The organism is Streptomyces sp. AMJ-169 (genome assembly GCF_055597585.1).
The window spans coordinates 260,134-285,258 of record NZ_JBVLTJ010000008.1; the positions used below are offsets into that span (position 1 = coordinate 260,134).

Genomic DNA, 25,125 nt, shown 5'->3' on the forward strand with positions numbered 1-25,125 from the left:
GGCTTGACGAGCAAGCACGACCAGCACCCGGTCAGCCTGCACACCTCCAAGGTGGTGACGGTGCGCGTCCGCTGACCGGGCTCCGCCTACCCCCCGCCCAACTCCCTCCGCGCCCGCGCCGCCGCCCCCACCGCCACCGCGTGCGAGCCCAGCCGGGCCCGCAGGACCCGCAACGGACGGCCGCTCACCGGGGGTTCGGCGGCCAGGGCCGATCCGATCGCCGGGTGGAGCAGGGACCACGCCCCGCTCACCCCTCCGCCCAGGACCGCCGTGGTCACGTCCAGCGTGCCCGCGACGATCAGCAGGGCGCGGGCGATCGCCGTTCCTGCGGCGCTGTACACGGCCAGCGCGTCCTGGTCGCCGTGCGCCGCCGCCCGCGCCACCTCGCGGGCCGTACGGCCGCGACCCGTGCGGCGCGCGTAGTGGTCCCCGATCGAGCGGCCGGAGGCCAGGGTCTCCAGGTGGCCCCGGCCGCCGCAGGTGCAGGGCAGCTCGCCGAAGCCGGGGACGTGCCCGATCTCGCCGGCCGCGCCGTGCGGGCCGTCGAAGAGGGCGCCGTCCAGCCACAGGGCCCCGCCCACCCCGGTGCCGAGGGTCATCCCGAGGACGTGGGGTTCGCCGACGGCGGCTCCGCGGACGACCTCGCCGCGCAGGAACGCGTTGACGTCGTTGTCCAGGAAGACGGGTACACCGAGCGCGGCCGACATCGTCGCGGTCACCTCGAAACCGGCCCAGCCGGTGAAGGAGTCGCTGGCGACCAGGACGCGGCCGGCGCGGGCGTCCACCACTCCGGCGGCACCGACACCGACGCCGTGCAGCGTGCCGCCCGTTTTGGTGAGGAGCGCGGCCAGGGTGTCGGTCGCCGCGCGGATCATCGCGGTACCGCCCTCGGCGGCCGGGGTGGGGAGTTCCCGGGCCGCCACCACGTCCAGGCCGTCCGCCGTGCACAGGATCACTTGGGTGGTGGTACCGCCGATGTCGACGCCCGCGTACCAGCTGGGGCTGCCGGTTGGGGTGGGCCTGCTGTTCATACGCCCCCCTCAGACACCCCGGCCGCCGACCCCGCCGAAGCTGCCGCCGCCGCCCGCTCCGCCCTCCGCCGGGCCTGCACCACCGGATCCGGTACCGGCACCGCCGCGACCAGCCGCCGGGTATAAGCCGTCGCCGGGCGCAGCAGCGTCGTAGATGTGGCCCCCTCCTCCTCCACCCGCCCCGCGCGCATGACGACGACGTGCTGGGCGAACTGCTGGACCACGGCGAGGTCGTGGGAGACGAACAGGCAGGCGAAGCCGAGTTCGGACTGGAGCTCGGCGATGACGTCGAGGACCGTGCGCTGCACGCTGACGTCGAGCGCGCTGGTCGGTTCGTCGGCGACCAGCAGCCGGGGTTCCAGGACCAGCGCGCGGGCCAGGCTGACCCGTTGGCGCTGGCCGCCGGAGAGTTCGCGCGGGCCCCGGCCCGCCACCTCGGCGGGGAGCCTGACCAGGTCGAGGACCTCGGCGACCCGGGCCCGGCGGGCGGCGGCCGGCATGCCCCGGCGGTGCACGCGCAGCGGTTCGGCCACGCACTCCGCCACGCTCATCCGGGCGTCCAGCGAGGCCACCGGGTCCTGGAGGACGACCCCGACCCCGGCCAGCAGTGCCCGCCGGGCCCGGCCGCGCACCCGGCGCAGGTCGGTGCCGAAGAGGGAGACCTCCCCGGCCGAGGGGGCGACCAGGCCGAGCGCGACCCGAGCCGCCGTCGACTTCCCCGAACCGGACTCGCCGACCAGCCCCAGCGTCTGCCCCGCGTGCAGCGCGAGGGAGACGCCGTCCAGAGCACGGACGGTGTGCCGGCCGCGGCCGAAGCGCACGGAGACGTCGCGCAGGGAGACGACGGGTTCGACTCCGGCCGGGGGTACGCCAGTTGGCTCACCCTGAGACGGAGGCTCACCCCCCACCTCAGCAACACCCGCCTCCGCCACCGCCAACCTGGGCACCGCCCCCAACAACCCCCGCGTATAAGCATGCCGAGGCCGCAGCAGCACCTCCTCCACCGACCCGGTCTCCACGATCTCCCCCTGATACATGACCGCCACCCGGTCCGCGAAGTCCGCGACCACCCCCATGTTGTGGGTGACCAGCAGCACCCCCGTCCCCGCCTCCGTCGCGAGCCGCCGCAGCAGGTCCAGGATCTCGGCCTGCACCGTGACATCCAGCGCGGTCGTCGGCTCGTCGGCGATCAGCAGGGCGGGCGAGTTGGCGATCGCCATGGCGATGACGACGCGCTGGCGCTGTCCGCCGGAGAGCTGGAAGGGATAGGCCGAGGCCCGCCGCTCCGGCTCCGGTATCCCCACCTCGCCCAGCAGCCGCACCGCCTCCTTCGCGGCCTCGGCCCGTGACAGCGCACGGTGGTTGCGGATCACCTCGGCGATCTGCGCGCCGACCCGGGTGAGCGGGTCCAGCGCGGTCGCGGGCTCCTGGAACACCATGGACGCCCGCCGCCCGCGCAGCCGCGCCAGCTCTGCCTCCCCGGCGCCGGTGACCTCCGTGCCGTCGACCGAGACCTGCCCGGTGACGCGGGCGGTGCCGGGCAGCAGGCCCAGCGCGGCCAGCGCCACGGTGGACTTACCGGAGCCCGACTCGCCGACCAGGGCGAGCGTCTCGCCGGGCCGTACGTCCAGGGACACCCCGCGTACGGCGGTCACCTCACCGGACTCGGTGGCGAAGGCGACCCCGAGGTCCCGTACGTCCAGCACGTGGCCGCTCATGCCCGTCCCCTCACGTCGAACGCGTCCCGCAGCCCGTCGCCGATCGCGTTGAACGCGCAGACGACGAGGATGATGGCGAGGCCCGGCGGCACGATGAGCCACCAGCGGCCGGAGTAGACGGCCGTGAGGCCGGCCGAGAGCATGCCGCCCCAGTCGGTCTCGGGGGGCTGCACCCCGAGGCCCAGGTACGACACGTACGCGACGAGGAGGATTGCGTCGGCGACCTGGAAGGTCGCGGCGACCACGATCGTCGAGACCGCGTTGGGCAGGATGTGCCGGCCGACCGCGCGGCCGTGGGTGCCGCCGGTCGCCCGCAGGGTCAGGACGTAGTCGCGGTTCTTCAGCGTCAGCGTCTCCGCGCGCACCAGCCGCGACGGCACCAGCCAGGAGACCAGCCCCAGGATGACGACCAGGCCCGGCTGACCGGGGCTGGTGATCGCGGAGACCACCAGCAGGACGAAGAGCGCCGGGACGGCGATCCCCGCGTCGACGATCCGCATCATCACCGCGTCCACCCAGCCGCCCGCGTACCCGGCGACCGCGCCCCACAGCGTCCCGATGACCGTCGCCAGCAGGCCGGCCGCGAGGCCGACGACCAGCGACACCTTGCCGCCGTACATCAGCCGCCCCAGCTCGTCGTGGCCGACCGCGTCGGTGCCGAGCCAATGGGCCCAGCTGGGTGACCGGTTGACCTCGGTGAGGTGGGTGTGCGTCTGGTCCGTGCCGTACAGCAGCGGGCCGAGGAAGCAGAACAACAGGAACAGCAGCACCACTGCCAGTCCGGCCACCGCGAGCCGGTTGCGGGTGAAGCGGCGCGAGGCCAGGAGGAGGCCGCTCATGCGCCACCCGCCTTCACCCGGGGGTCGACGAGCCGCTGGACGACGTCCGCGAGCAGGGTGCCGATCACCGTCGCCACCGAGATCACGAGGACGCAGCCGAGCAGCACCGGATAGTCGGAGGACTGCGCTGCCGACCAGAACAGCAGCCCCATCCCGGGGAAGTTGAAGAGCTGCTCGACGACGATCGCGCCGCCGAAGAGGACGGGTACGTAGTAGCCGAGCATCGCGACGACCGGCGTGAGCGAGTTGCGCAGCACGTGCCGCCACAGGATGGCCCGCTCCGAGGCGCCGCCCGCCCGCGCGGTGCGGACGTAGTCCTCGGAGAGGTTCTCCAGGGTCGCCGCCCGCATGTAGCGGCTGAAGACGGCGACCATCGTGGTCGTGCCGGTGAGCACCGGCAGGACCAGCGCGCCGGGCGCGGCGAGGACTTGGGCCACGCTGTCGCCCTGCGGGGCCTGCGAGGGGAACCACGGCAGCCACTGCGTGAACACCAGCACCAGCATCAGTCCGAGGAAGTAGACGGGGGTGGAGTAGGCGACGAAGCTCAGCGTGGTGATCGCGTAGTCCACGGGACGGTTGCGCCGCACGGCCTGCCACATGCCGAGCGGGATAGCGAGCAGCAGCCCGATGACCGCCGAGAGCACGCTCAGGACGAGCGTCTTCGGCAGCCGCTCGGCGATCAGCTGGGAGACACTCTCGTTGAGGGTGTACGAGGTGCCGAGGTCGCCGTGCGCAAGGGAGTTGAGGTAGTGCAGGTACTGCACGGGCAGCGACTGGTCCAGGCCCTGGGCGCGGTCGAAGTCGGCGATCTGCTGCGGGCTCGCCTGCGGGCCGAGGATCCCGCGCGCGGGACCCCCGGGCAGCGCGTGCAGCAGGCAGAACACGACGACCGTGACGAGGAGGATGACCACCAGGGCCTGGAGCGTGCGTCTGATCAGGTAGAGAGACATGGGCCTCAGCTGGTCCACTTCCACTGCGCGGGGTGGAAGTTGGCGAGGGAGTCCTGGGAGAAGCCGCCCAGGCCGTTCTTGATGACGGAGATCTGGTAGTCGGGCTCCGGGAGCCAGATCACCGGCAGGTCCTTGGCGAGCGCCGCGCTGTACTCCTGGACGGCCGCGTCCGAACCGGACGTGGTGGAGGCGCTGATCAGCCGGTCGGCCTCCGCGTTGGAGTAACTGCCGAAGTTGGAGCCGCCCTTGCTCTGGAACAGTGAGTCACCGGTGGGGAAGGCGCTGAAGTACCAGCTGCCCGCCGTACCGAAGAACGACAGCTGCCACGAGCAGATCGACTGCCCCGACGTGCACGGCGGGGTCTGCGACAGCACCGAGTTGACGGGCGCCGTCTTGATGGCGAACTTGATGCCGGTGCGCGCCAGCGAGGACTGGATCGCGCTCATCATGTTGTCGGTCACGGTCGAACCGGACTGCGACAGCACCTGCATCTCGAACTTGGTGCCCTCGGCGACCCCCGCGCCGCACTGCGCGGCCCCGGTCCCCGGGCTGGTGCACACCATCACCCCGCCCTGCTCGCTCCAGCCGTGCCCGGTCAGCAGCGCCCGCGCGGCCGACGTGGAGAAGGGGTAGGGGTTGGCCTTCTGCACCGCCGACACGAAACCGGAGGTCTGCGCCTGCGGCACCGGACCGTACCCGGGCACCGCCGTCCCGTTGAAGATGACCTTCGCCAGCGAGTCCTGGTCGATCGAGCGCTGCACGGCCTGGCGGGCGTACAGCTGCCGGAACACCGCGCCCATCGCCGGGTTGCTGAAGTTGTACGGCATGTACGTGATCGCCCAGCCCGACCACGGCTCGACCTTGTAGCCCTGCGCGGTGAACTGCGCCTTCTGGTCCAGGTCGGTGGCCTCGATGTAGCCGTAGTCCACGCTCCCCGAGCGCAGCGCGTTCTTCTCCGCGTCCGCCGTGGTGAACGGCAGCAGGTTCACCGTCGGGATGCCGGGCTTCTCCCCGCCGTCGTACTTGGCGTTGGCGCTCAGCACCACCTTGCCGGAGGTCGCGAACGACTTGACGGTGTACGGGCCGCTGATCGTCTTCCACAGCGGGTCCGAGGCGTAGCCGGAGATGTCCTTCGCGGCGGTGTTGAGGTACGTCCACACCTGGGTGGCTCCGGCCGCCGTCCGGTCCGCGTCCGTGACCTGCGCGGAGGCGGCGGTCTTGTCCCACACGTGCTGGGGGAGCGGGGTGATCGAGCTCAGCTCGTTGGCCAGCATCCACTGGTCGTTGTACGCCTTGTCGAAACCGATCGTGAAGTGCCGGTCGTCGACCGTCTTGAAGGAGGTCCAGTTGTCCGGGGCCTTGCCCGGGTTGTAGCCCGCCCACTGCGCCTTGTTCGCCTTGATGAGGTTGAACCAGAACTCCACGTCCCGGGACGTGACCGGCTTGCCGTCGCTCCAGTGCCGGTCGCCCAGCGTGATCGTCACGCTCTTGTGGTCGGCGGCGAAGGCGGCGGCCGTCGCGACCGAGCCCGCCTTGTTCCAGGAGATCGACCCCGTCGAGCCGTCGTAGGCGACCAGCGGCTCCCACAGCGTGTTCGCGATGGAGATGTTGTTGGTGTTCAGGTGGGCGGCCGTGCCGATCGGCAGGATCCAGTTCGGCGTGAAGTTCGCCGGCAGCGCGTAGTCGACCGACGTGCGGGAACCGGACGACGAACCGCCCGACGAGCCGGAGCAGCCCGCGAGCAGCAGCGTGCCCGCCGAGACCACCGCGCCGGCGACCAGCGTCGTGCGTGCAGGGGACATGGCTCTCTCCTCGGAGAAGAAGGAAGGAAGGGGGGCGTGGGGTGTGGTTCGGCCAGTGAACGCCGGGATAGTTCGGAGAAACAGGAGTAACGCTGTAAAAAGCCTGTTTCTGCTGTTCTGGAAAAAGTGGAGCCGCCGATTCCTGGGCGTACGCTCCCCCTCACACACCCTCCGCCACCGCCGCGCCCGCCGAACCGGAAGTTATTTCAGCCATGATGGGAAAAAGTCCGGCCCCCCACCGCAGGACCGCCCCCGCCGTCCCCGCGCTCGCCGAACGCGTCCTCGAACTGCTCGCCTCCGGACAGGCCACCACCCGCACCGAACTGGCCCGCCGGCTCGACGCCGCGCCCTCCACCATCTCCTTCACCGTCAGCCAGCTGCTCTCCCACGGCCTGGTCACCGAGGAGGGCACCCGCTCCTCCACCGGCGGCCGGCCCCGCAAAGTGCTGCGCCTCGGCGGCGCGGACGGCTACGCGCTCGCCGCCGACATCGGCGGCCGGCACGCCCGCGTCGGCGTCGCCCTGCCCGGCGGCGGCCTCACCGACGTCACCACCGTCCCCTTCGCCACCGCCGAGGGCCCCGACGAGGCGCTGCCCGCGCTCGCCGACACCCTCACCGCGCTCGCCGACCGGCACGGCCGCCACCTCCTGCGCGGCGTCGGCCTCTGCCTGCCAGGACCGGTCGACGTCGGCTCCGGCGTCGTCACCCTGCCCTCCCGGATGCCCGGCTGGAACCGCTTCCCCGTCCGCGACTGGATGCAGCGCCGGCTCGGCGTGCCCGTCGCGATCGAGAACGACGCCAACTGCATGGCCGTCGGCGAGCACAGCGCCAGGACCGAGGGACACCGCCAGTCGATCATGGTGAAGATGGGCTCGGCGATCGGCGCCGGCATCATCGCCGACGGCCGCCTCTACCGGGGTGCGACCGGCGCCGCCGGCGAGATCACCCACGCCCGCGTCGAGGCCGCCCACGACACGCCCTGCTCCTGCGGCAACACCGGCTGCCTGGAGACCGTCGCCTCGGGCGCCGCCCTCGTCCGCGTCCTGCGCGAGCGCGGCAGCGACGTGCGGTCCATCGAGGACGTCGTCCATCTCGCCTCCGACGCCGACCCGGAGGCGACCCGCGCGGTCCGGCAGGCGGGCCGTTACCTGGGCATGGCGCTCTCCGCGAACGTCAACTTCTTCAACCCCGACGCCGTGTACCTCGGCGGCCTCCTCTCCACCCTGGAACCCTTCGTCGCGGCCGTGCGCAGCCAGCTGTACGAGGGGTGCCATCCGCTGGTCACCGAGCAGCTGCTGATCGAGCGGGCGAGCCTCGGGGCGGACGCGGGGCTCGCGGGGGCGGGGTTCTTCGCGCTCCAGCGGGACATCTCGCTGCGGCTGGAGACGACGGGGCGCTAGCCGCCCAGCAGTTGCCCAAGAAATGTGATCAGCGTCAGAGAAGGATCAGCCATGCCCGAAACCACCCGCCCGGTCATCGCCGTCGCCGGCCTTGGCATCGAGTCCTCCACGTTCTCCCCCGCCCGCACCGAAGCCCCCGCCTTCCACCCCCAGCGCGGCGCCGACGTCCTGACCCGCTACCCCTTCCTCGCCCCCGGCACGCAGCTGCGCGAGGCCGCCGACTGGCACGGGATCCTCGTCGGCAAGGCCCTCCCCGGCGGCACCGTCACCGCCGCCGCGTACGCCGACCTCACCGCCGACCTCCTCGACCGGCTCGCCGCGCTGGGCCCGGTCGACGGGCTCTGGTACGACATCCACGGCGCGATGACGGTCGAGGGCCTGGACGACGCGGAGGCCGCACTCCTCGCCCGGATCAGGGAGGTCGTCGGCCCCGAGACGGTCGTCTCGACCTCCATGGACCTGCACGGCAACGTCTCCCTCGACCTCGTCCACCGCACCGACCTGATCACCTGCTACCGCACGGCCCCGCACATCGACGTCGAGGAGACCCGGGAGCGCGCCGCCCGCAACCTGGTCGAACTCCTCACCGGCGGCGCCCCCCGCCCGTACAAGGCGTGGGTCCCGGTGCCGGTGCTGCTGGCCGGTGAGCAGACCTCGACCCGTATCGAGCCGGCGCGCGGCGTGTACGCGGCCGTCGAGGAGGTCGAGGCGGCCGACGGGGTCACCGACGCGGCGATCTGGGTCGGGTACGCGTGGGCGGACGAACCGCGCAACCAGGCGGCCGTCGTCGTCACCGGTCCCGGCCGGGAGGCGGTCGCGGCGGGGGCCGAGCGGCTGGCGCGGGGCTTCTGGGACGCCCGGCACGACTTCGCGTTCGTCGCCCCCACCGGCACGCTCGACGCCTGCCTCGACGAGGCGCTGGACTCCCCGGCCCGCCCCTACTTCATCAGCGACACCGGCGACAACCCGACCGCCGGCGGCGCGGGCGACGTCACCTGGAGCCTCGCCCGGATCCTGGAGCGCCCCGAGTTCCGCGACCCGGCCGGGCCCGCCCTGATCTACGCCTCGCTGCCCGCCCCGGAGGCGGTCGCGGCGGCGGTGGCGGCGGGCGTCGGCGCGACGGTCACCGTCACGGCGGGCGCGGCCGTCGACGACCGGCACGAAGGTCCCCTCACCCTCACCGGGCAGGTGCACGCGATCCGGCACGGCGACCGGGACGCGCGCACCGAGGTCGTCCTGCGCACGGGCAGCGTCTGCGTGATCCTGACGGACCTGCGCAAGCCGTACCACCACGAACACGACTTCACCGACCTGGAGCTGGCGCCGCGCGCCGCCGATGTGGTGGTCGTCAAGATCGGCTATCTGGAGCCGGAGCTGTTCGCGATGGCGGACGGGTGGAAGATGGCCCTCACCCCGGGCGGCGTCGACCAGGACCTGCCCCGGCTCGGCCACCACCGCATCGACCGCCCGATGTTCCCCTTCGACCCGGAGATGCCCGAGCCGGACCTCGGCGCCCGGCTCGTCCCGCACTGCTCCGAGGAGCTCTAGCCGACCGGGTCCGGGTCCTTGTCGGCGTCGGGGTGCGCGGTGGCCGCCGGATGGGCCCGGCTGAGGGCCTCGCCCTCGACGTCGAGGTGCGGCAGCAGCCGGTCCAGCCACTTCGGCAGCCAGGCCACCTTGTCGCCGAGCAGGGCGAGGACGCCCGGCACGAACGCCATGCGGACCAGGAAGGCGTCGAAGAGGACGGCGATGGCGAGGCCGAAGCCGATCATCTTGATCATGGAGTCGTCGGCGGTGACGAAGCCGGCGAAGACCGAGATCATGATGAGGGCGGCGGCGGTGACGACACGGGCGCTGTAGCGGAACCCGGTGGTGATGGACTCACCGGCGCCCTGCCCGTGGACGTACGCCTCGCGGATGCGGGAGACGAGGAAGACCTCGTAGTCCATGGCGAGGCCGAAGACGATGCCGACGAGGAAGATCGGCATCATGCTCATGATCGGCCCCGTCGTCTCGACGCCGATGAGGGAGGCGCCCCAGCCCCACTGGAACACGGCGACCACGCACCCGAGCGCGGCCAGCACCGAGAGCAGGAAGCCCAGGGCCGCCTTGAGCGGGATGAAGATCGACCGGAAGACCATGAGCAGCAGCACGATCGCGAGCCCCACCACGACGATCAGATAGGGGATCAGCGCCCGCTGCACCTTCTGCGCGACGTCGATGTTGAGCGCGGTGCTCCCGGTCACCTCGAACGTCGCCCCCGTCCCGGCGACCGTCGCGCCCCGCTGATCGCGGATGGTGTGGACGAGGTCCTCGGTCTTCTTGTCGGTCGGCGCGGTCGCGGCCACCGCGGAGAAGACGGCCGTGTCCCCGGCGGCGTTGAACCGCGCTGGAGTCACCGACACCACCCCCGGCGTCGCCCCGATCCGCTGCTCGATCCGCGCCACCGCCGCCTTCGGGTCCCCGGCCTTGCTCGCGTCCACCACGATGGTCAGCGGCCCGTTGAAGCCGGGCCCGAACCCCTTGGCGAGGTCGTCGTAGGCGCGCCGCTCGGTCGTCGAGGTCGGCTTGGCCTCGTCGCCCGGCATCCCCAGCTGGAGGCCGAGGGCGGGCAGCGCCAGCACGATCAGCGTCACCATCGCCGTGAACCGCACCGGGAACGGATGCCGCTGCACGAACTCCGCCCACCGGCTGCCCCGGTTGCCCAGCACCCCCTGCACCCGCCGCCCGGTCAGCCGGTAGCGCCGCGACAGCACCGCGCGCGGCCAGAACCCGGTCAGCGCCGGCACCAGCGTCAGCGAGATCAGCACGGCGACGACGACCGCGCCCGCCGCGCACAGCCCCATCTTCGTCAGCATCGGGATACCGACCACCGCCAGCCCGGCCAGCGCGATGACGACCGTCAGCCCCGCGAAGACGACCGCCGAACCGGCGGTACCGACCGCGAGCCCCGCCGCCTCCTGCTCCGGATGCCCGTTGGCCCGCTCCTCCCGGTACCGCGAGACCACGAACAGCGCGTAGTCGATCCCGCACGCCAGCCCCAGCATCGTCGCGAGTGTCCCCGTCGTCGAGGACAGCCCGAACGCACTGGCCAGCGCCGTGATCGCCATCATGCTGACCCCCACGCCCAGCACGGCCGTCAGCAACGGCAGCCCGGCGGCGGCCAGCGAACCGAACGTGACCAGCAGGACGACGGCGGCGACGACGATGCCGATCACCTCACCCGCGCCGCCCGCGCCCGGGGTGCTCGCCAGCGCCGTACCGCCCGTCTCCACGGTCAGCCCCGCCCCGCGCGCGGAGGCGACCGCGCCGCGCAGGGTGTTCTTCGCGGCGTCGGTGAGGCTGTCGGCGGCGACCTTGTAGGTCACGGTCGCGTACGCGGTCGTGCCGTCCTTGCTGACCGCACCCGCCTGGAACGGGCCGACGGCGGTGGCGACCTGGGGTCCGCCCGCCGCCTGGGACACCGCCTTGTCGATCGCCGCCCGGTTCGCGGGAGAGGTGACCTTCTGGCCGGCCGGGGCGACGAACACGACCCGGGCGGTCGCGCCGTTGGCCTGCGCGCCCGGGAACCGTTTGTCCATGAGGTCGAAGGCGCGCTGCGCCTCGATGCCCGGCGCGGAGAACGAGCTGTTCGGCGCCGAGGGGGCCGCCGAGGCGGCGAACCCGAGCGCGGCGAGCACCGCGATCCACAGCAGCGTCACGTACCAGCGGCGCCGGAACGCCAGACAGCCCAAGCGGTAGAGCAGTGAGGCCATGGGGTGGCGCTCCTCACGGTCGGCCCCCCGGCGTGTTCAAAGTGTGCGGGGGACCGTGGGAGCGCGCACGTCAGGAGCGTTCCGGCCGGTCAGGGCCGGGCCGCGAACTCCAGCAGCAGGAACGGCGGGCGCGTGCTGGCGCGGGCGAACTTCTGTTCGCCGAACGCCGTCCGGCGGGTCTCGGCCGGGCGGGGCTCACGCAGGTCGGTCAGGGCGAAACCGGCGCGCCGGGCATCGGCGAGCATCCGCGCGAGCGGCCTGCGGTAGTGGCGCACCACCAGCGGCGGCGACCCGTACGACGCCCACTGCTCGGTGACCTCCTCCACGGCGTGGTAGTCGCCGTCGGGGCTGCCGCCGTCGTCGAGGAAGTGATGCGTGGAGATCACCAGCCGCCCGCCGGGGGCGAGGACGCGCCGGAACTCGGCGAGGACGGGCGCCCAGTCGGCGAGGTGGTGCAGCGTCAGCGACGAGACGACGACGTCGACGGAGCCGTCCGGCTGGAAGTGCAGGGGCTCGCGCAGGTCGTGGACGTGGAACTCGGCGCCCGCGCCCACGCGTTCGCGGGCCAGGCCGACGAGGGTGGGGCTCGCGTCGAGGGCGACCAGGCGGGCGCCCCGCTCGGCCAGGTGCCAGCTCAGCTGGCCGCCCGCGCAGCCCGCCTCCAGCACCCGCAGCTCGTCGAGCGGGCCCAGCAGACCGAGCAGCGCGGGACGCTCCAAGAGGGTGTTGAACGGATGGCCGGCGCTGCCGCGGTCGTACTGCCGGGCGAAGCGTTCGTAACCGAGGTCGTCGAGGTCGGGCATGACCGGTGGGCTCCTTCCGGGGCGGGGTGGCCGCCACCTTAGCCAGGGCGCGGGCGTGGCCGGGAGAGGTGTTCCGGGGCGTGAAACGCGGCTTATGCGCGGGGGCCGGGGCGGTCCAGGATGGGAGGGCGGAGTCATTTCCCCTGCACAGAAAGGGCGGTGGACGGCGCATGAGCGGCGACGCCCTCACCCTGTCCCGCTGGTTCGCCCGGCTGACGGTCACCCACGCGCCGCCGGAACTGCGCGGATTCCTGGCCGCGCTGCTCGGCCCCTACTTCCCGGCCGCCGCGCCGGGCGGCCCGTCCGTCTCGGTCCACCTCGACCCGGCCGTACCCGTCCCGCCCGCCGACCTCGAAGCGGCGACGCGCAGCCCCCAGCTGTGGCTCGACGAGGACGGACCCCGGCTCGTCGTCCTCGAACACCGCCCCGGCCGCATGGTCCTGCTCCGCGACATGGAACGCGACAGCGACCCGCTCCTGATCACCGTCGACCAGGACGCGGGCACCATCCGGCTGGACGCGCGCGCCGACACCCCCGGCACCCGCCGGGCCGTCGTACGCCTGGTCGCCTTTCTCCTCTGCGCCCAGCTGCACGCGGGCGGGGTGCCGGTGCTGCGGGGTGCGGCGGTGGCGCGCGGCGGGCGGGCGGTGGCGGTGCTCGGGCCGGACGGCTGCGGCAGGTCGGCGCTGGCGTTCCTCGCCTCGACGCTGGCCGGCTGGGACTTCGTCTCCGACGGCGCGCTGCTGGCATGGCGCGCGGCGGCGGACGGACCGCCCGCGCTCGGCGGGGTCCCGAGACGGCTCGGCATCGGCGTCGGCCAGCTCGCCGGCCACCCCGCAAGGGAACGCTTCGAGACCTTCCCGCTGCGCCGGTACGGCGGCGCCCCCGTCGGCACCCTGCCCGCCCTCTCCGGCTCCTGGTCCAGGGCGGGACGGGTCCGGCTGTACTGCGACATCGACGAGTTCACCGCCGTCACCGGCGCCCGCGTCGACCCGAACCCCACCCCCGCCGCCCTGCTCCTGCCCACCGCCGACCCCCACTTACGCGGCTGGCGGATCTCGGCGGCCGAGGACGGTGAACTGCCCGAACTGCAACCGGCCGCAGGACGTCAACTGCGGTACTTCACCGACTACTTGGGGATGCTCGCGCCGCGCCCCGCCGACGTGGTCGCCCGCGAGAGCGTCCTCACCGAACTCCAGAAACTGCCCCGCGTCCGGGTGCGCTACGGACCCGACGTGAACGCCGACTTCCCGCGCTTCTGGGCCGAGGTGACCGAGGCGCTCGGGGTGACGGGACCGTGACCGCGCCGGCCGCGCCGCGAGGTGCCGGATGATCTCCGCCCCCGACACCTGGGTCACCGACCACCTCACCCGCAGCGTCCGTGTCACCAGCCCCGTCCCCCGCGAGGTGTGGCTGGCCGCGCTGGACCGCGACCCCCACGCGCTCGTCACCCAGACCCCCGGCTGGCTCGCGGCGGTCCGGGAGACCGCGCCGTACCTGGACGCCGGCCGCTGGTACCGGTGGCCCGGCGGCCGGGAACTGATCCTGCCCATGGTGCGCCGCCGCTGGACCCCGGCGGCCCGGGGGCCCGAACTGGGCTGGCCGGCGGGCTGGGGCAGCGGCGGCGTCGTGGCGCCGGGCGGGCGGGTCACCCCGGCCGAGGCCGCGGTGGTCTTCGCGGACCTGGCCCGGCGCCCGCAGGGCCGCGCGTACCTGTACCCCGACCCGCTCACCGACGACGTCTGGCGGGCGGCGGCCCCCGCCACGGCCCGGCTCACCCCCCGCACCACCTACACCCTCCCGCTGACCGGCGGCTTCGGCACGGTCTGGCGCGACCGCTTCACCGGCGCCGCCCGGGGCGCCGTACGCCGGGCCCGGCGCGCCGGACTCGGCGTCGAGCGCGGCAACTCGCCCGCCCTGCTGGACGAGTTCGACACCCTGTACCGGCTGTCCGTGGACCGCTGGGCGCGGCAGACCGGCACCGACCCGGTCCGGGCCCGGCGGCAGGCCGAACTCACCGAGCCGCGCCGCAAGTTCGCCGCCGTCGCCCACCATCTGGGCGAGGACTGCGTGATCTGGCTGGCCCGCCTCGACGGGGTCCCCGTCGCCGGGATCGTCACCCTGTGGCGCGGCCCGCACGCCCTGTACTGGCGCGGCGCGATGGACAAGCCCGCGGCGGCGGCCACCGCGGCGCCGAGCCTGCTCCAGTGCCTGGCGATCGAGGAGGCGTGTGCGCGCGGCTGCCGTTTCTACCACATGGGGGGCAGCCGGTCCGGGGATTCGGTGGGGCGGTTCAAGCGGGGGTTCGGGGCACGGGCGCACTGCGGTGCGGGGTACTGGATCGGGGTGCCGGGGTAGGGGGTCGCGGCGAGGTGCGTCGAGGTGCGCGGGGCGCGGAAGGGGACGTTCTGCTTCTGCCCGCCGCGCCGTGCTTCCCTGTCCGCCGCCGTGTGCCGAGCGGGCCGTCCGTGCGTCGGAGCGCCGGGGGAGTGTGCCTTGCGTGAGCGGGAGTCACGGCCTTCAGACTGAGTTCCGTCCCCGCCAAGCGGTCACCCTCCGGAGGACGACACCATGGCCAGCGCCGCCGCACCGCCGCGCGTGACTCCCCCCGGGCAGCGCGGAGAAGTCGCCGTGGTGGGCTCCGGAGCCGCCGGGACGGCGGCGGCCCTGCGGCTGTGGCAGGCGGGGTACCGGGTGCGGCTGTTCGAGCGGGACGGCCGGCTCGGCGGGCGGATGCGGACGCTCACCCGCGACGGCTTCCTGATCGAGGAGGGCGCCACCCAACTCGTCCGGGGCTACGCCGGTTTCATGGGCCTCGTACACGACGCCGGGCTCGGCCGCGAACTCGTGCCGGCCTCCTCGCTGCTCGGGATGCTCGATCCGGCGGGCGTCACCCATGAGTTCGCCGTCGAACACCTGCTGCGGGACGTGGCACGCACCGGTCTGATCTCCTGGCGCGGCAAGCTGGCCCTCTCCAGAATGGGCCTGGACCTCTGGCGGTACCGAGGACAGCGGGACGCCGAGGATCTGTCGAAGCTGGCCGGGGTCGACCACCTCTCGGCCGAGGAGTACGCCCGCGAGCGGCTCGGGGACGAGGTGTTCGACCACTTCGTCGACCCGGCCGTGCGGGGTTTCGTCGGGACCGCGCCGGGCGAGGTCTCGGCCGCCTGCATGCTGTACGCCTTCGGCCTGTTCCTGCGCCGCCAGCCCTTCCTGGCGCTGCGCCACGGCATGTCCTCCTACGCGGAACTCCTCGCCCGCCGCCTCGACGTCGCCCGGGACGCGGAGGTCACCTCGGTGGAGCGGCGCGGCGACGGCGTCACCGTCACCTGGAGCGGCGCGGACGCCTCCGACCGCACCGAGACCTTCCAGGGCGTGGTGATCGCCACCCCGCCCCGGCAGGCGGCCCGTATCCATCCGGGGCTCGCGCCCTGGCGCCGGGAGTTCCTGCGCACCCAGGTCGGCAACGCGACGATCGCCGCCCTGCACGTCGCCATGGACCGGGTGCCCGGCACCACCGCCTCGATGGTGTACGCCACCGCGCACTCGCACCACAGCGCCGTGCTCGCCGCGAGCCTCGAACACAACAAGGTGCCGCACCGCGTCCCGGCCGGAAAGGCGCTCGTGACCCTCTACGCCTCCTCGGCGTGGAGCCGCGAGCTGATCGGACAGGACGACGACCTGATCACGCGGAAGCTGGTCGAGGCGGGCGGCGCGCTCGTGCCGGGCGTCGCGGACCACACCCTGTTCACCCACGTCAGCCGCTGGCCCTACGCCTGGATGCAGAGCCGGCCCGGCTACTGGACGGCCATGCGGGAGTTCCAGGCCCGCGCCGCCCGCGAGGACTCCCTCGTCCAGCTCGCGGGGGACTACTTCTGCACCTCCAGCGTCAACACCGCGTCCGTGTCCGGGGAACGGGCGGCGCGGCGGCTGCGGGCGGTGCTGGAGGGGGGCCGGGACGGGTGAAGAGCGGCCTCGACCGGCAGCCCCTCGACCGCTCCGACCTCCAGGAGTTCCCTGACATGCCCCAAGGCGTCGTACTCCCCATCCCCTTCCCCAGCCGGATCAGCCCCGATCACGAGCGGGCCCGGCGGGAGCATCTCGACTGGCCCCGGTCCTTCGGGCTGCTGGCCACGGCCGCCGCCGAGGAGCGGCATCTGCGGGCGCGCTACAGCGAGTTGGCCGCGCGGTGCCATCCGTCGGCCGTCGGGGACGGGCTCGATCTGGGTGTCGACCAGCAGAGCTGGTTCTTCGTGTTCGACGACCACTTCGACGGGGAGCGGGGCCGCGACCCCGGCCACGCCCGGGACCTCACCGGCGCCCTCGCCGCCGTGCTCGACGCGGACGGGCCGGCGCCGGACGGGGTGCCGCTGGTGCGGGCGTTCGCCGATCTGTGGGCGCGCAGCCGGGACGGGATGCCGGCGGCCTGGGCGGAGCGCGCGGCCCGGCACTGGCGGGCCTATCTGCGCGCGCACGTCACCGAGGCCGACCACCGGCGCCGGGGCGTGGTCCCTTCGTCCGCCGCCCAGCTCCGGCTGCGCGCCGACACCGTCGGGGTCGCGCCGGTCCTCGACCTCGCCGAGCGGATCGGCCGCTTCGAGGTGCCGCAACAGGCCTACCGCAGCCCCCTGTTGACCGCGATGCGCCGCATCACCCGCGAAGTGGTCATCCTCGACAACGACATCGTCTCCGTCGAGAAGGAGGAGGCCGGCGGCGACTGCAACCTCGTCCTCCAACTCCAGCTGGAGAACGGCTGGTCCAGGGGCGACACGATCACGGCGGTCACCGGGATGGTCCGCAGCCGCACCGGACGGTTCCTCGCGCTGGAGCGCCGGCTGCCCGCGCTGTGCCGTGCACTGCGCCTGGACGAACGGCGGACGACCGACCTGGACCGCTACCGCACCGACGCCCTCCGCTCGATGATGCGCGGCGCCTACGACTGGGACCAGCGCTCCGGCAGATACGCCCCTCACGGACCGGAAGACCATGTGGAAGACACCGCGCACCCCGACCTCCCCCGACCGCCCCGTCCTGCTCCCGCACCCGGACGGCTGGTTCCCCGTCGCCCACAGCGCTGAACTGCCGCCGGGGACGGTGCTGCGCAGACGGCTGGCCGGGGAGGACATCGTCGTCTACCGCACCCGCGGCGGCCTGCTGCGCGCCGTCCGGCCGTACTGCCCGCACCTCGGCGCCCACCTCGGGGTCGGCGGCGCGGTGCGGGGCGAGGACCTGGTGTGTCCCTTCCACGGGTTCGCGTACGGCCCGACGGGGGCGTGCGTGGCCACCGGGTACGGGACGCCGCCGCCCCGGGCGAGCCTTCAGCCGCGCGCGGCGCACGAGACCGACGGGGTCGTCTGGGTGTGGCGGCACTCCCTGAACGCCCCGCCGGGCTGGGCGATCCCCGAGGGCACCAGCGCCGGTTACTCGCCGCCGCACCTGGTCGTGCACGAATTCGACAGCTATCCGCAGGAGTTCGTCGAGAACCTGCACGACCTCGGCCATCTCACCGTCCTCCACGGCTACTTGGGCCTCCGTACGACCGAGCCCGAGCAGTTCCACGGCCACCGCTACCACTTCGCCATGGAGGTGGTCCGCCTCTTCCCGCTCGTGGGCGGCACGGCGATGCACTGGGACGTCGACGGCCACGGACTGGGCTTCATCACCGCCCGCATCCGCATCCCCCGCTTCCGCCTGCGCCTGCTGAACGAGATGCTGATCCTCCCGCTGGACGCCGGCCGACTCCGCGTCACCTCCGTGACCCGCCTGAAGAGCCCCGCCCTCCTGCGCGTCTCCTCCCCGACCCTGCGCACAGCCCTGCGCAAGGCAGTAGAGCGAACCTTCCTCCACCTGCTACGCCCCGTCTCCTCCTGGACCACCCGCGAACTCAACCAGGACAAGGCGATCTGGCAGACCAAGACCTACCTGGAACGCCCCCGCCTGGCCAAGGGAGACGGCCAGCTCATGGCGTTCCGGAGGTGGGCGGCGGGGTTGTACAGCGACCCTGGGACGCCCTTGAAGTAAGCCACCTCACACGCCCCGCACCTCCTCGTACCGCGCCAGCAGTGCTCGGCCGTCCGGTACGAACGGCCAGGCCGGGTCCGCCAGTTCGGCCTTCAGGTCCGCCCACGGCAGCCACCAGCCCTCGGCCACCTCCTCCGGCTGGTGGATGATCGGGCCGTGGAGGGTGGGGTCATAGACCGTTTCGTAGATGTGGGCCAGGAAGTTGGTGTGGGCGTCCGTGAACCAGTGCAGGTCCACCAGTTCCACGGCCGCGCCCTTCACGCCCAGTTCCTCGGCCAGTTCGCGGGCGGCGGCCGTGTGCGGGTCCTCGCCCGCGTCGATGACGCCGCCCACCCATACGTCGTACAGGCCGGGGTAGAGGTCCTTCGTGTCGGTGCGGCGGTGCACGTATATCTGGCCCGCCGTGTCCCTGACCAGGATCTTCGCGGCCGAGTGGGGCAGGTTCCGCGCGCGGACGCGGCTTCTGGGGGCGCTGCCGGTCACGCGGCCGGGCACCTCGTCCTGGGCGTACAGGGCGACTATCTCTTCCACGCTCTCTTCCAAGCTCTCGTCCATGGTTCTCCTCGCAGCTCTCCGGCCGGGCGTCAGCCGGTCTCCACCAATACCGTGCCCAGGTGGCGGCCCGCCAGCAGATCGAGGAGCGCCTGGGGTGCCCGGTCCAGGCCGGGGAGGCGGACGTGCGGGAAGCTCAGGCTCCCCTCGCGCAGCCCGGCGCTGAACTCCGACTCCCAGCGCGGCGCCGACGACTGATGGTCCGTGACCGTCAGACCCTGCACGGTGACCCCCCGCGAGAGCAGCGCGATGGTGTCGAGCCGCACGAACGCATGGGTGCCCCCGCCCGCCTGATCCCCCACCGCCCCCACGACCGCACAGCGCGCCCCGCGCCGCGCACACGACAGGGCCGCCTCGAACTGCTCCCCGCCGACGAGGTCGACCAGCACATCCACCCCCTCCGGCGCCGCCGCCCGCAACTGCCCGGCGACCGGCCCCTCCCCGCGCACCAGCACCGCGTCGAACCCCAGCTCCTTGCACAGCCGCTCGGCCTTCCACCGCGAGCCCGCCGTCCCGATGACCCGCCCGGCGCCCCGCAGCCGCGCGAACTGCCCCGCGACCGTACCGACCCCGCCCGCCGCCCCGGTCACCAGGACGGTGTCCCCGGGGCGCACCCCGGTCCGGTCGACCGCCAGCCAGCCCGCGAACCCCTGCGACAGACAGGCCGCCGGATCGGGCCAGCGGGCGGTGTCGACGCGGCGCACGGAGCCGGCCGGGAGCAGCGCGTGACTCTGCCACCCCCGGTCGTGCCGGACCAGGTCCCCGGGGCGCAGCCCGCTGCCCGGCGCCTCGACGACCTCGCCGAGCGCCGCGCCGGTCAGGGCCTGCCCGGGGCGGTAGGGCTCCATCGGCAGGACGTGCTCCCCGGCCAGCAGCGTGCGGGTGGCGGCGCCGACGCGCAGCAGCAGATTGCGCACCAGCACCTCGCCCGCGCCCGCCCGGCGCAGCGGGACGCGCACCGTCTCGAAGTGCTCGGGCCGCAGCCCGCCCACGACCGGCCGGGCCAGCCGCACCTCGTCGTACGCGTCCGGCGCTCTCATCCGCCGAACCCGGGGCGCAGCACGGCGAGGGCGGCCACGATGACCCCGAGGTAGGACCACGCGATGTACCCCATCCCGGACCCCGGCGGCCACGTCCGCGTCCGCAGCGACGCGAACCGTTCCGCGCCCGTCCACACGAAGCCCAGCGCGGTCACCGGCGCCCACCCCGCGAGCGCCGTGACGCCGTGCAGCTCCCACGGTCGGATCACCGCCAGCGCGAGCGCGACCCCGCCCAGCGCGCACCCCACGGTCAGCGCGAGCGAACCGCGCAGCCCGACCACGTTCGAGTACAGCGTCGCCCCCGGCACCACCTCGGCACTCGTCTTGCGCGCGAACTCGAAGTGCATGAACACCAGCAGACACATCACCCCGGCCACCAGCGCGTGCCACGCCGAACCCGAGCCGGTCGCCTGCCGGAACGCCAGCCAGATGTGCACCGTCAGCGTCGCCTGCGCCGGGTAACTCACCACCAGGTTCAGGAAGATGCTGTCCCGCACGGTCTTCGACCAGCGCTCCAGCCGCACCAGGAAGCAGATGTAGGCGAGGACGAACAGCAGCCAGCCCGCCAGCAGCGGCGACCGCCAGCCGGTGAGCGCGAGCCCGGCGACGACGATCAGCGCCATCGCCAGCCGCAGCTCCCGCACGTCGATCGCCCCGCGCGGCAGCGGCCGGTCCGGATTGTGCACGCGGTCGTACTCCAGGTCCTTCTGCTCGTCGACGACCCGGATGAACAGCAGCCCCAGATAGACGGTGCCGATCTCCGCGAGCAGCGACCCGTCCAGCCGCCAGCCGCTGCCCGGCGTCAGCAGCGCCAGCGTCCCCTGGAGCGCCAGCACCCACAGCACGGCGTACGTGACGTACACCCGCCAGGGCGCCCGCTCCGCGACGAACGCGGCCAGCCTGCGCGCGCTCGACCCGCGCGCCACCGGGGCGGTCTCGGTGACACTCATGCCTCGTCCTCCCCTTCTTCCTCCAGGATCGTCACGGTCCCGGCCGCGCCGTCCATCTCCACCAGCGCCCCGTCGGGGATACGGCTCGTCGCGTGCGGCAGCGCCACGATCGTCGGGATCCCGAACTTCCGCCCGGAGATCGCCGTGTGGGACAGCAGCGTCCCCCGCTCGACGACGATCCCGCGCGCCGACAGCATCAGGAACAGCCACCCCGGGTCGGTCTCCCGCGCGATCAGGATCATGTCGTCGCCGGTCTCCCCGAGCGTGTGCGGATCGAGGACGACCCGCGCCCTGCCGCGTACGACACCCCCGCTGGAGCCCAGCCCGTACAGGGTCCCCGAGTCGGCCTGGGCCCGGTTCGGGTCCGGCAGCGCGTCGCGGACCGGGCCCATCGTCACGAAGTCCATGGGCAGTTCGGCGCCCCGGGCCGCGAACTCGGCCTTGCGGACGGCGGCGAGCCCCCGCAGATCGTCGGTGACGGCGGTCCCGTCGTACGTCCCGAGGATCTCCTCCTCCGTCAGGTGGACGACGTCCTCGGCGCGCTCCAGCAGGCCCCGTCCGGCGAGGTCGGCGCCGAGGCGGCGGTAGACCTGGCGGCCGAAGCCGTACAGCTCGCTGCGCCGGTAGCGGGTGTTCTCCCGCATGTTGATGTACCGGCGCTGGCCGGCCAGCACCGCCCGCAACGCCTGCCTGCGCAACGGGTGTTGGGCCAGAAGTTCGGTGAGCCTGCTCTCGCCGGCCTGCCGTGCCTGTGCCTCGCGGTCCCTGAGCAGGGTGCGGGTGAGGTCGCCGCGCGCGTACTCGGCGGCCGTGCGCAGGAGCTGGGACGGCTGGTCGCGGGGGACGGCCACCTCCAGCTTCAGCTCCTGAAGACCCCGGTCGCCGTGCAGATCGGCGTGTTCCCGTATCCGGTCGGCGAGTTCGGCGCCGTACGCGCCCCGCTCGACCTCCGTCCACACCTCGTCCGCCGGCTTCACGTCGAGGGCCTCCAGGACGGCCGGGGTGGCGCGGACGCGTTCGGCGATGTCGACGATCGACATCAGGATGACGACGCTGCGGTTCTCCTCGCCGCCGCACAGCAGGTCGCTGTGCAGGCCCGGGTCGGCGCCCGGGACCCAGCGCTCCAGCATCCACAGGGCCACGCTCTCGTGCAGCTGCAACAGCACGTCGTTGACCAGCGTGATGCCCCAGCGGTCACCGGCCTCCTTCCACAACGAGCGCATCAGCTGCGCGAGTTGCAGCGGATCAGCCGTCTTGGCGGCCTCCCGGTGCGCGGCGAGCACCTTCTCCCACCACGACTCGAAGTCCTTCACCGCGACCCCGTGCACCGCCAGCCGCCACGCCACGCGCGCCATCGTCCGCGCCGTCTCCGGCAGCAGCGCGGGCGTGCCCAGCGGCGGGGTCGGCGTCACGTGCGTCACCGACGGGGACATGCCCATCATCCGCTCGAAGCTGGGGCGCCACAGCGGGAACGTCCGGCTCAGCCTGTGCAGCGTGTACCAGACGCTCAGCGAGTAGTAGACCCGGCCGCGCAACAGCCCGATCATGCCCCGCAGTTCACCCTCGTGCCGGTCCAGGCGCCGCCTCGGCACCCCCAGCAGCCGGTAGAAGTCGTGGAAGTCCTCCCGGTAGAACCGCTGCGCGAAGGAGTACGTCAGCGCGGTCGTCACGTCCGGGTACGACTCGGTGATGTTCGCGTTGCTCCACAGCCGCTGCCGGTCCAGTTCGAGCACCACCGGCCGGGCCTGGAGGATGTGCAGCTTCCCGTCGGCGGTGAACGTGCCCTCGATGTCCTGCGGGCAGCCGAACAGCTTCTCGATCCGGTCCCCGGCCGCCACCGCCTCCCGTATCTGCGCCTCCGACAGCACCGGCAGGTCCCGCAGCTCCTCGGCGACCTCCACCGTCCTGGGCCCGTCCGCCAGCCGCTCCGGGTTCTCCTCCATGGCCTGCGTCTTGTGCGCGAGCACCGAACGCACCTGGTCCCCGCGCCGGCTGACGAAGTAGTGGTCGACCGGCACCTTCTCCTGCACGACACCCTCGCCGATCCCGAGGCCCGCCGCGAGCACCCGGTCCCGGGCCCCCGTCAGCGGATCGCACGTGAACAGCACGAACGAGCGCCGCCCGAACTCCATGCGCTGCACCCCGACGGCGACCGCGAACCCGTGCTGGGACCCGCCCCGCGCCGCCCGGTACAGCAGCGCCTGCGCCCCGAACCCGGACGCCCAGCACCGCCGCACCCGGTCGGACAGCTGGTCCCGGGTGACGTACAGGAAGCTGTCGCTGATCCCGGCGAACGCGTCGTCGGCGGAGTCCTCACCGGCGTCGGCACGGGTGCCGACCACGGAGGAGCGCACGGAGACGACGGCGGCGGGGCCGAAGACGCTGTCGAACGCGGCGTGCAACTCCCGCTCCACAGCGGGCGGGACGGGGGCGGCGAGCACCAACTCCCTTATCTCGCCGGCTATCCGCTCCACACCGTCGGCGTCGGTCGCGTCGAGGCGCGCGAGAAGGGCGTCGAGTTCGGCCCGGACCGGCGCGACGACCCGCGTGAAGACGGAGGCCGGCACGCAGAAGAAACGGGGCACGGGGAAGCCCGCGGCGGCCATCTGGGCCTGGCGGGCGAACTTGGGGCCTACCTGGGACTCGTCGAGGAGGGAACGGCCCCGCAGGACGGGACGCTTCCGGGAGAGCTGCTGAGAAAGTCGGATCTTCATCGGTCGCCTACCACACCCAGGGGATGACACGGCGGTGCGTCGCCGCGTAGTCGGAATAGCCGGGCAGCGTCAGCAGCGTCCGCTCCTCGACGAGGATGCGCACCACCATCACCGCCAGCAGCACCATCAGCGCGGCGGCGCTGTACGTGTTGAGGAAGAACAGCACGAAGACGACGTGCGCCAGCGCCATCCCGAGATACGCGGGATGCCGCACCACCCGGTACGGACCGCTGCGCACGATCTCGTGGTCGCCGAGCACCCGCACCCGGTGCGAGTAGAACCGGCCCAGCGTACGGATCGCCCACAGCCGCAGGGCCACCGCGGCGACGAAGACGACGGGCACCGCGAGCATCCACGGCCGGTACGTCTCGCTGTCGGCGGCCGGGACACAGGCCGCGACCAGCGTCGCCGCCCGCGCCGTGCCGTACGCGTAGAGCGTGCCGCGGTCGGTCGCGGCGTCGGTCGAGCGCGAGCTGCGCACGGTCGTCCAGGTCTCCAGCAGCAGCCACAGCAGATGCAGCCCGGCGAGCACGGCCGCCAGCCGCTGCCAGGGGTCGGAGAGATCGAGCAGGCCGCGGACGGCGGCGGTGGCCGTCGCCGCGACGCCGACGGCGAGGATGAACAAAGGGTATTTGCGCAGGATCCAGTTCATGGCGAACCTCGGGGGGACGGTGGGGGGACGGCCGGCGCCGGCCGTCTCGGACGGACGTCAGGAGGAAGCGGCCCGCGACAGGGCGAACCGGGCCGCGTACTCCTCGCTCTCCTCCAGCGCGGAGCGGGTCCTGCCCGCGGTGAGGGCCCGCGTCGTCTCGCGGATGTGCCGCTCCTCCAGCTGCTCCGCCCGCGACTCGTCCATGACGACGATGTCGATGGTCCCGGTCGCGGCGAGGACCTCCGACTGGAGCACCTCGCACCGGCCGACGAAGCGCACCTTGTTCGGGCCCTTGCGCCGGACGTCCTCCAGCGTGAACTCCAGCCGGGCCGGCAGCGGCAGCAGGAACTTGTGGAACGAGGTCTGGAGGGAGTTGAGGATGAACCGGCTGCGCGTGGCGCGGTCGGGGTCGAGCAGATAGCGCTCCCCGACGGCCAGCGACAGCTGCCGCACCGCCTCGGTGATCACCATGCCCGACACATGCGAGCCCGTGCCGTGGTCCAGCAGCATCTCCTGCCGGTCGGACAGCCGCAGAAAGGCCTCGAACCGGTCCTCCGCGATCCGGCGCAGCCCCGCGAGGAGCACATTGCCGGGGTCGTGCTTGTGCACCTCCGCGCGCGGCAGCGGCTCGGGTAAAGTCACCTCGGCCAGCAGCGACTCCGGCAGCCCGCGCCGGCGCAGCATGGTCCGCACGGTCTCCCGCTGGTACTCCGCTATCCCCTGGCCCGGCACGATCACCGGCGCCGAACCGGCCGCCAGCTCCTCGTCGAGCAGGGTCTCCAACCGTGACAAGGGAACCAGATCGGCCGATCGGGCACCGCTGGCCAGATTGTCACCTACGACGAACACGAATTTTCCTGGCATGGTCCCTCTGTCCTCGCGGAATTCAGGGTGCGTT

At 73.2% G+C, this 25,125-nt stretch carries 20 protein-coding genes; 7 read left to right on the top strand and 13 right to left on the bottom strand.

What is annotated here, in order from left to right; genetic code table 11:
* Nucleotides 1-86: 86 nt before the first annotated feature.
* Genes ACYUD3_RS21685 through ACYUD3_RS21705 form a run of 5 tightly spaced genes read right to left on the bottom strand, consistent with a single transcriptional unit; the run spans nucleotide 87 to nucleotide 6,340 of the window.
* Nucleotides 87-1,031 carry an ROK family protein gene (locus tag ACYUD3_RS21685; RefSeq protein ID WP_470972303.1) on the bottom strand — a complete coding sequence of 315 codons (945 nt, stop codon included), beginning with the start codon at nucleotides 1,029-1,031 and terminating at the stop codon, nucleotides 87-89.
* Nucleotides 1,028-2,749, bottom strand: coding sequence for a dipeptide ABC transporter ATP-binding protein (locus ACYUD3_RS21690; RefSeq protein WP_470972305.1), 1,722 nt, complete (start codon nucleotides 2,747-2,749; stop codon nucleotides 1,028-1,030). Before ACYUD3_RS21690 ends, ACYUD3_RS21685 begins: the two co-directional genes overlap by 4 nt.
* Nucleotides 2,746-3,588, bottom strand: a complete 843-nt coding sequence (locus tag ACYUD3_RS21695) for an ABC transporter permease (protein WP_470972307.1) — start codon at nucleotides 3,586-3,588, stop codon at nucleotides 2,746-2,748. Before ACYUD3_RS21695 ends, ACYUD3_RS21690 begins: the two co-directional genes overlap by 4 nt.
* Complete coding sequence (locus tag ACYUD3_RS21700; protein ID WP_470972309.1) at nucleotides 3,585-4,538, bottom strand: ABC transporter permease; 954 nt, start codon at nucleotides 4,536-4,538, stop codon at nucleotides 3,585-3,587. Before ACYUD3_RS21700 ends, ACYUD3_RS21695 begins: the two co-directional genes overlap by 4 nt.
* Nucleotides 4,539-4,543: 5 nt before the next feature.
* On the bottom strand, nucleotides 4,544-6,340 hold the full coding sequence (locus tag ACYUD3_RS21705) for a peptide ABC transporter substrate-binding protein (RefSeq protein WP_470972311.1): 1,797 nt from the start codon (nucleotides 6,338-6,340) through the stop codon (nucleotides 4,544-4,546).
* Nucleotides 6,341-6,552: 212 nt separating this feature from the next.
* On the opposite strand from ACYUD3_RS21705, the gene ACYUD3_RS21710 reads away from it, so the two are divergent.
* Both ACYUD3_RS21710 and ACYUD3_RS21715 read left to right on the top strand, forming a co-directional pair.
* Nucleotides 6,553-7,740: an ROK family transcriptional regulator gene (locus ACYUD3_RS21710; protein ID WP_470972313.1), complete on the top strand. Its 1,188-nt coding sequence runs from the start codon at nucleotides 6,553-6,555 to the stop codon at nucleotides 7,738-7,740.
* A 51-nt stretch (nucleotides 7,741-7,791) separates the two neighbouring features.
* The gene (locus ACYUD3_RS21715) at nucleotides 7,792-9,288 is read left to right on the top strand and encodes a M81 family metallopeptidase (RefSeq protein WP_470972315.1); all 1,497 of its coding nucleotides are present in this window, start codon (nucleotides 7,792-7,794) and stop codon (nucleotides 9,286-9,288) included.
* On the opposite strand, the gene ACYUD3_RS21720 is transcribed toward ACYUD3_RS21715, so the two are convergent.
* On the bottom strand, nucleotides 9,285-11,495 hold the full coding sequence (locus ACYUD3_RS21720; RefSeq protein ID WP_470972317.1) for an MMPL family transporter: 2,211 nt from the start codon (nucleotides 11,493-11,495) through the stop codon (nucleotides 9,285-9,287). The two genes, ACYUD3_RS21715 and ACYUD3_RS21720, sit on opposite strands and share 4 nt — an antisense overlap.
* A gap of 89 nt (nucleotides 11,496-11,584) precedes the next feature.
* Nucleotides 11,585-12,298, bottom strand: coding sequence for a class I SAM-dependent methyltransferase (locus tag ACYUD3_RS21725; protein ID WP_470972319.1), 714 nt, complete (start codon nucleotides 12,296-12,298; stop codon nucleotides 11,585-11,587).
* A gap of 170 nt (nucleotides 12,299-12,468) precedes the next feature.
* Between ACYUD3_RS21725 and ACYUD3_RS21730 the strand changes: the two genes are divergently transcribed.
* The 5 genes from ACYUD3_RS21730 (at nucleotide 12,469) to ACYUD3_RS21750 (ending at nucleotide 18,319) form a co-directional block, all read left to right on the top strand.
* Nucleotides 12,469-13,599 (top strand): hypothetical protein, encoded by a 1,131-nt coding sequence (locus tag ACYUD3_RS21730; RefSeq protein WP_470972321.1) that lies wholly within the window; start codon nucleotides 12,469-12,471, stop codon nucleotides 13,597-13,599.
* A 28-nt stretch (nucleotides 13,600-13,627) separates the two neighbouring features.
* Nucleotides 13,628-14,656 carry a GNAT family N-acetyltransferase gene (locus tag ACYUD3_RS21735; protein WP_470972323.1) on the top strand — a complete coding sequence of 343 codons (1,029 nt, stop codon included), beginning with the start codon at nucleotides 13,628-13,630 and terminating at the stop codon, nucleotides 14,654-14,656.
* A 213-nt stretch (nucleotides 14,657-14,869) separates the two neighbouring features.
* Nucleotides 14,870-16,264, top strand: a complete 1,395-nt coding sequence (locus ACYUD3_RS21740; RefSeq protein WP_470972325.1) for a protoporphyrinogen/coproporphyrinogen oxidase — start codon at nucleotides 14,870-14,872, stop codon at nucleotides 16,262-16,264.
* Nucleotides 16,261-17,376, top strand: a complete 1,116-nt coding sequence (locus ACYUD3_RS21745; RefSeq protein ID WP_470972327.1) for a terpene synthase family protein — start codon at nucleotides 16,261-16,263, stop codon at nucleotides 17,374-17,376. Before ACYUD3_RS21740 ends, ACYUD3_RS21745 begins: the two co-directional genes overlap by 4 nt.
* Complete coding sequence (locus ACYUD3_RS21750; protein WP_470972329.1) at nucleotides 17,285-18,319, top strand: Rieske 2Fe-2S domain-containing protein; 1,035 nt, start codon at nucleotides 17,285-17,287, stop codon at nucleotides 18,317-18,319. Before ACYUD3_RS21745 ends, ACYUD3_RS21750 begins: the two co-directional genes overlap by 92 nt.
* 6 nt (nucleotides 18,320-18,325) lie before the next feature.
* Here the strand turns inward: ACYUD3_RS21750 and ACYUD3_RS21755 are convergent, their stop codons facing one another.
* From ACYUD3_RS21755 to ACYUD3_RS21780, 6 genes are read right to left on the bottom strand one after another with little or no spacing between them, the layout of a single operon-like run.
* Nucleotides 18,326-18,874 (bottom strand): NUDIX hydrolase, encoded by a 549-nt coding sequence (locus tag ACYUD3_RS21755; RefSeq protein WP_470972331.1) that lies wholly within the window; start codon nucleotides 18,872-18,874, stop codon nucleotides 18,326-18,328.
* Nucleotides 18,875-18,903: 29 nt separating this feature from the next.
* On the bottom strand, nucleotides 18,904-19,911 hold the full coding sequence (locus tag ACYUD3_RS21760; RefSeq protein WP_470972333.1) for an MDR family NADP-dependent oxidoreductase: 1,008 nt from the start codon (nucleotides 19,909-19,911) through the stop codon (nucleotides 18,904-18,906).
* Nucleotides 19,908-20,861 carry a UbiA prenyltransferase family protein gene (locus ACYUD3_RS21765; protein WP_470972334.1) on the bottom strand — a complete coding sequence of 318 codons (954 nt, stop codon included), beginning with the start codon at nucleotides 20,859-20,861 and terminating at the stop codon, nucleotides 19,908-19,910. The genes ACYUD3_RS21760 and ACYUD3_RS21765 overlap by 4 nt, the downstream gene beginning before the upstream one ends.
* Nucleotides 20,858-23,575, bottom strand: a complete 2,718-nt coding sequence (locus tag ACYUD3_RS21770) for a PEP/pyruvate-binding domain-containing protein (RefSeq protein ID WP_470972336.1) — start codon at nucleotides 23,573-23,575, stop codon at nucleotides 20,858-20,860. Before ACYUD3_RS21770 ends, ACYUD3_RS21765 begins: the two co-directional genes overlap by 4 nt.
* A 7-nt stretch (nucleotides 23,576-23,582) precedes the next feature.
* Nucleotides 23,583-24,227: a methyltransferase family protein gene (locus ACYUD3_RS21775; protein ID WP_470972337.1), complete on the bottom strand. Its 645-nt coding sequence runs from the start codon at nucleotides 24,225-24,227 to the stop codon at nucleotides 23,583-23,585.
* 57 nt (nucleotides 24,228-24,284) lie between these two features.
* The gene (locus tag ACYUD3_RS21780) at nucleotides 24,285-25,091 is read right to left on the bottom strand and encodes an AfsA-related hotdog domain-containing protein (protein ID WP_470972339.1); all 807 of its coding nucleotides are present in this window, start codon (nucleotides 25,089-25,091) and stop codon (nucleotides 24,285-24,287) included.
* Nucleotides 25,092-25,125: the final 34 nt, after the last annotated feature.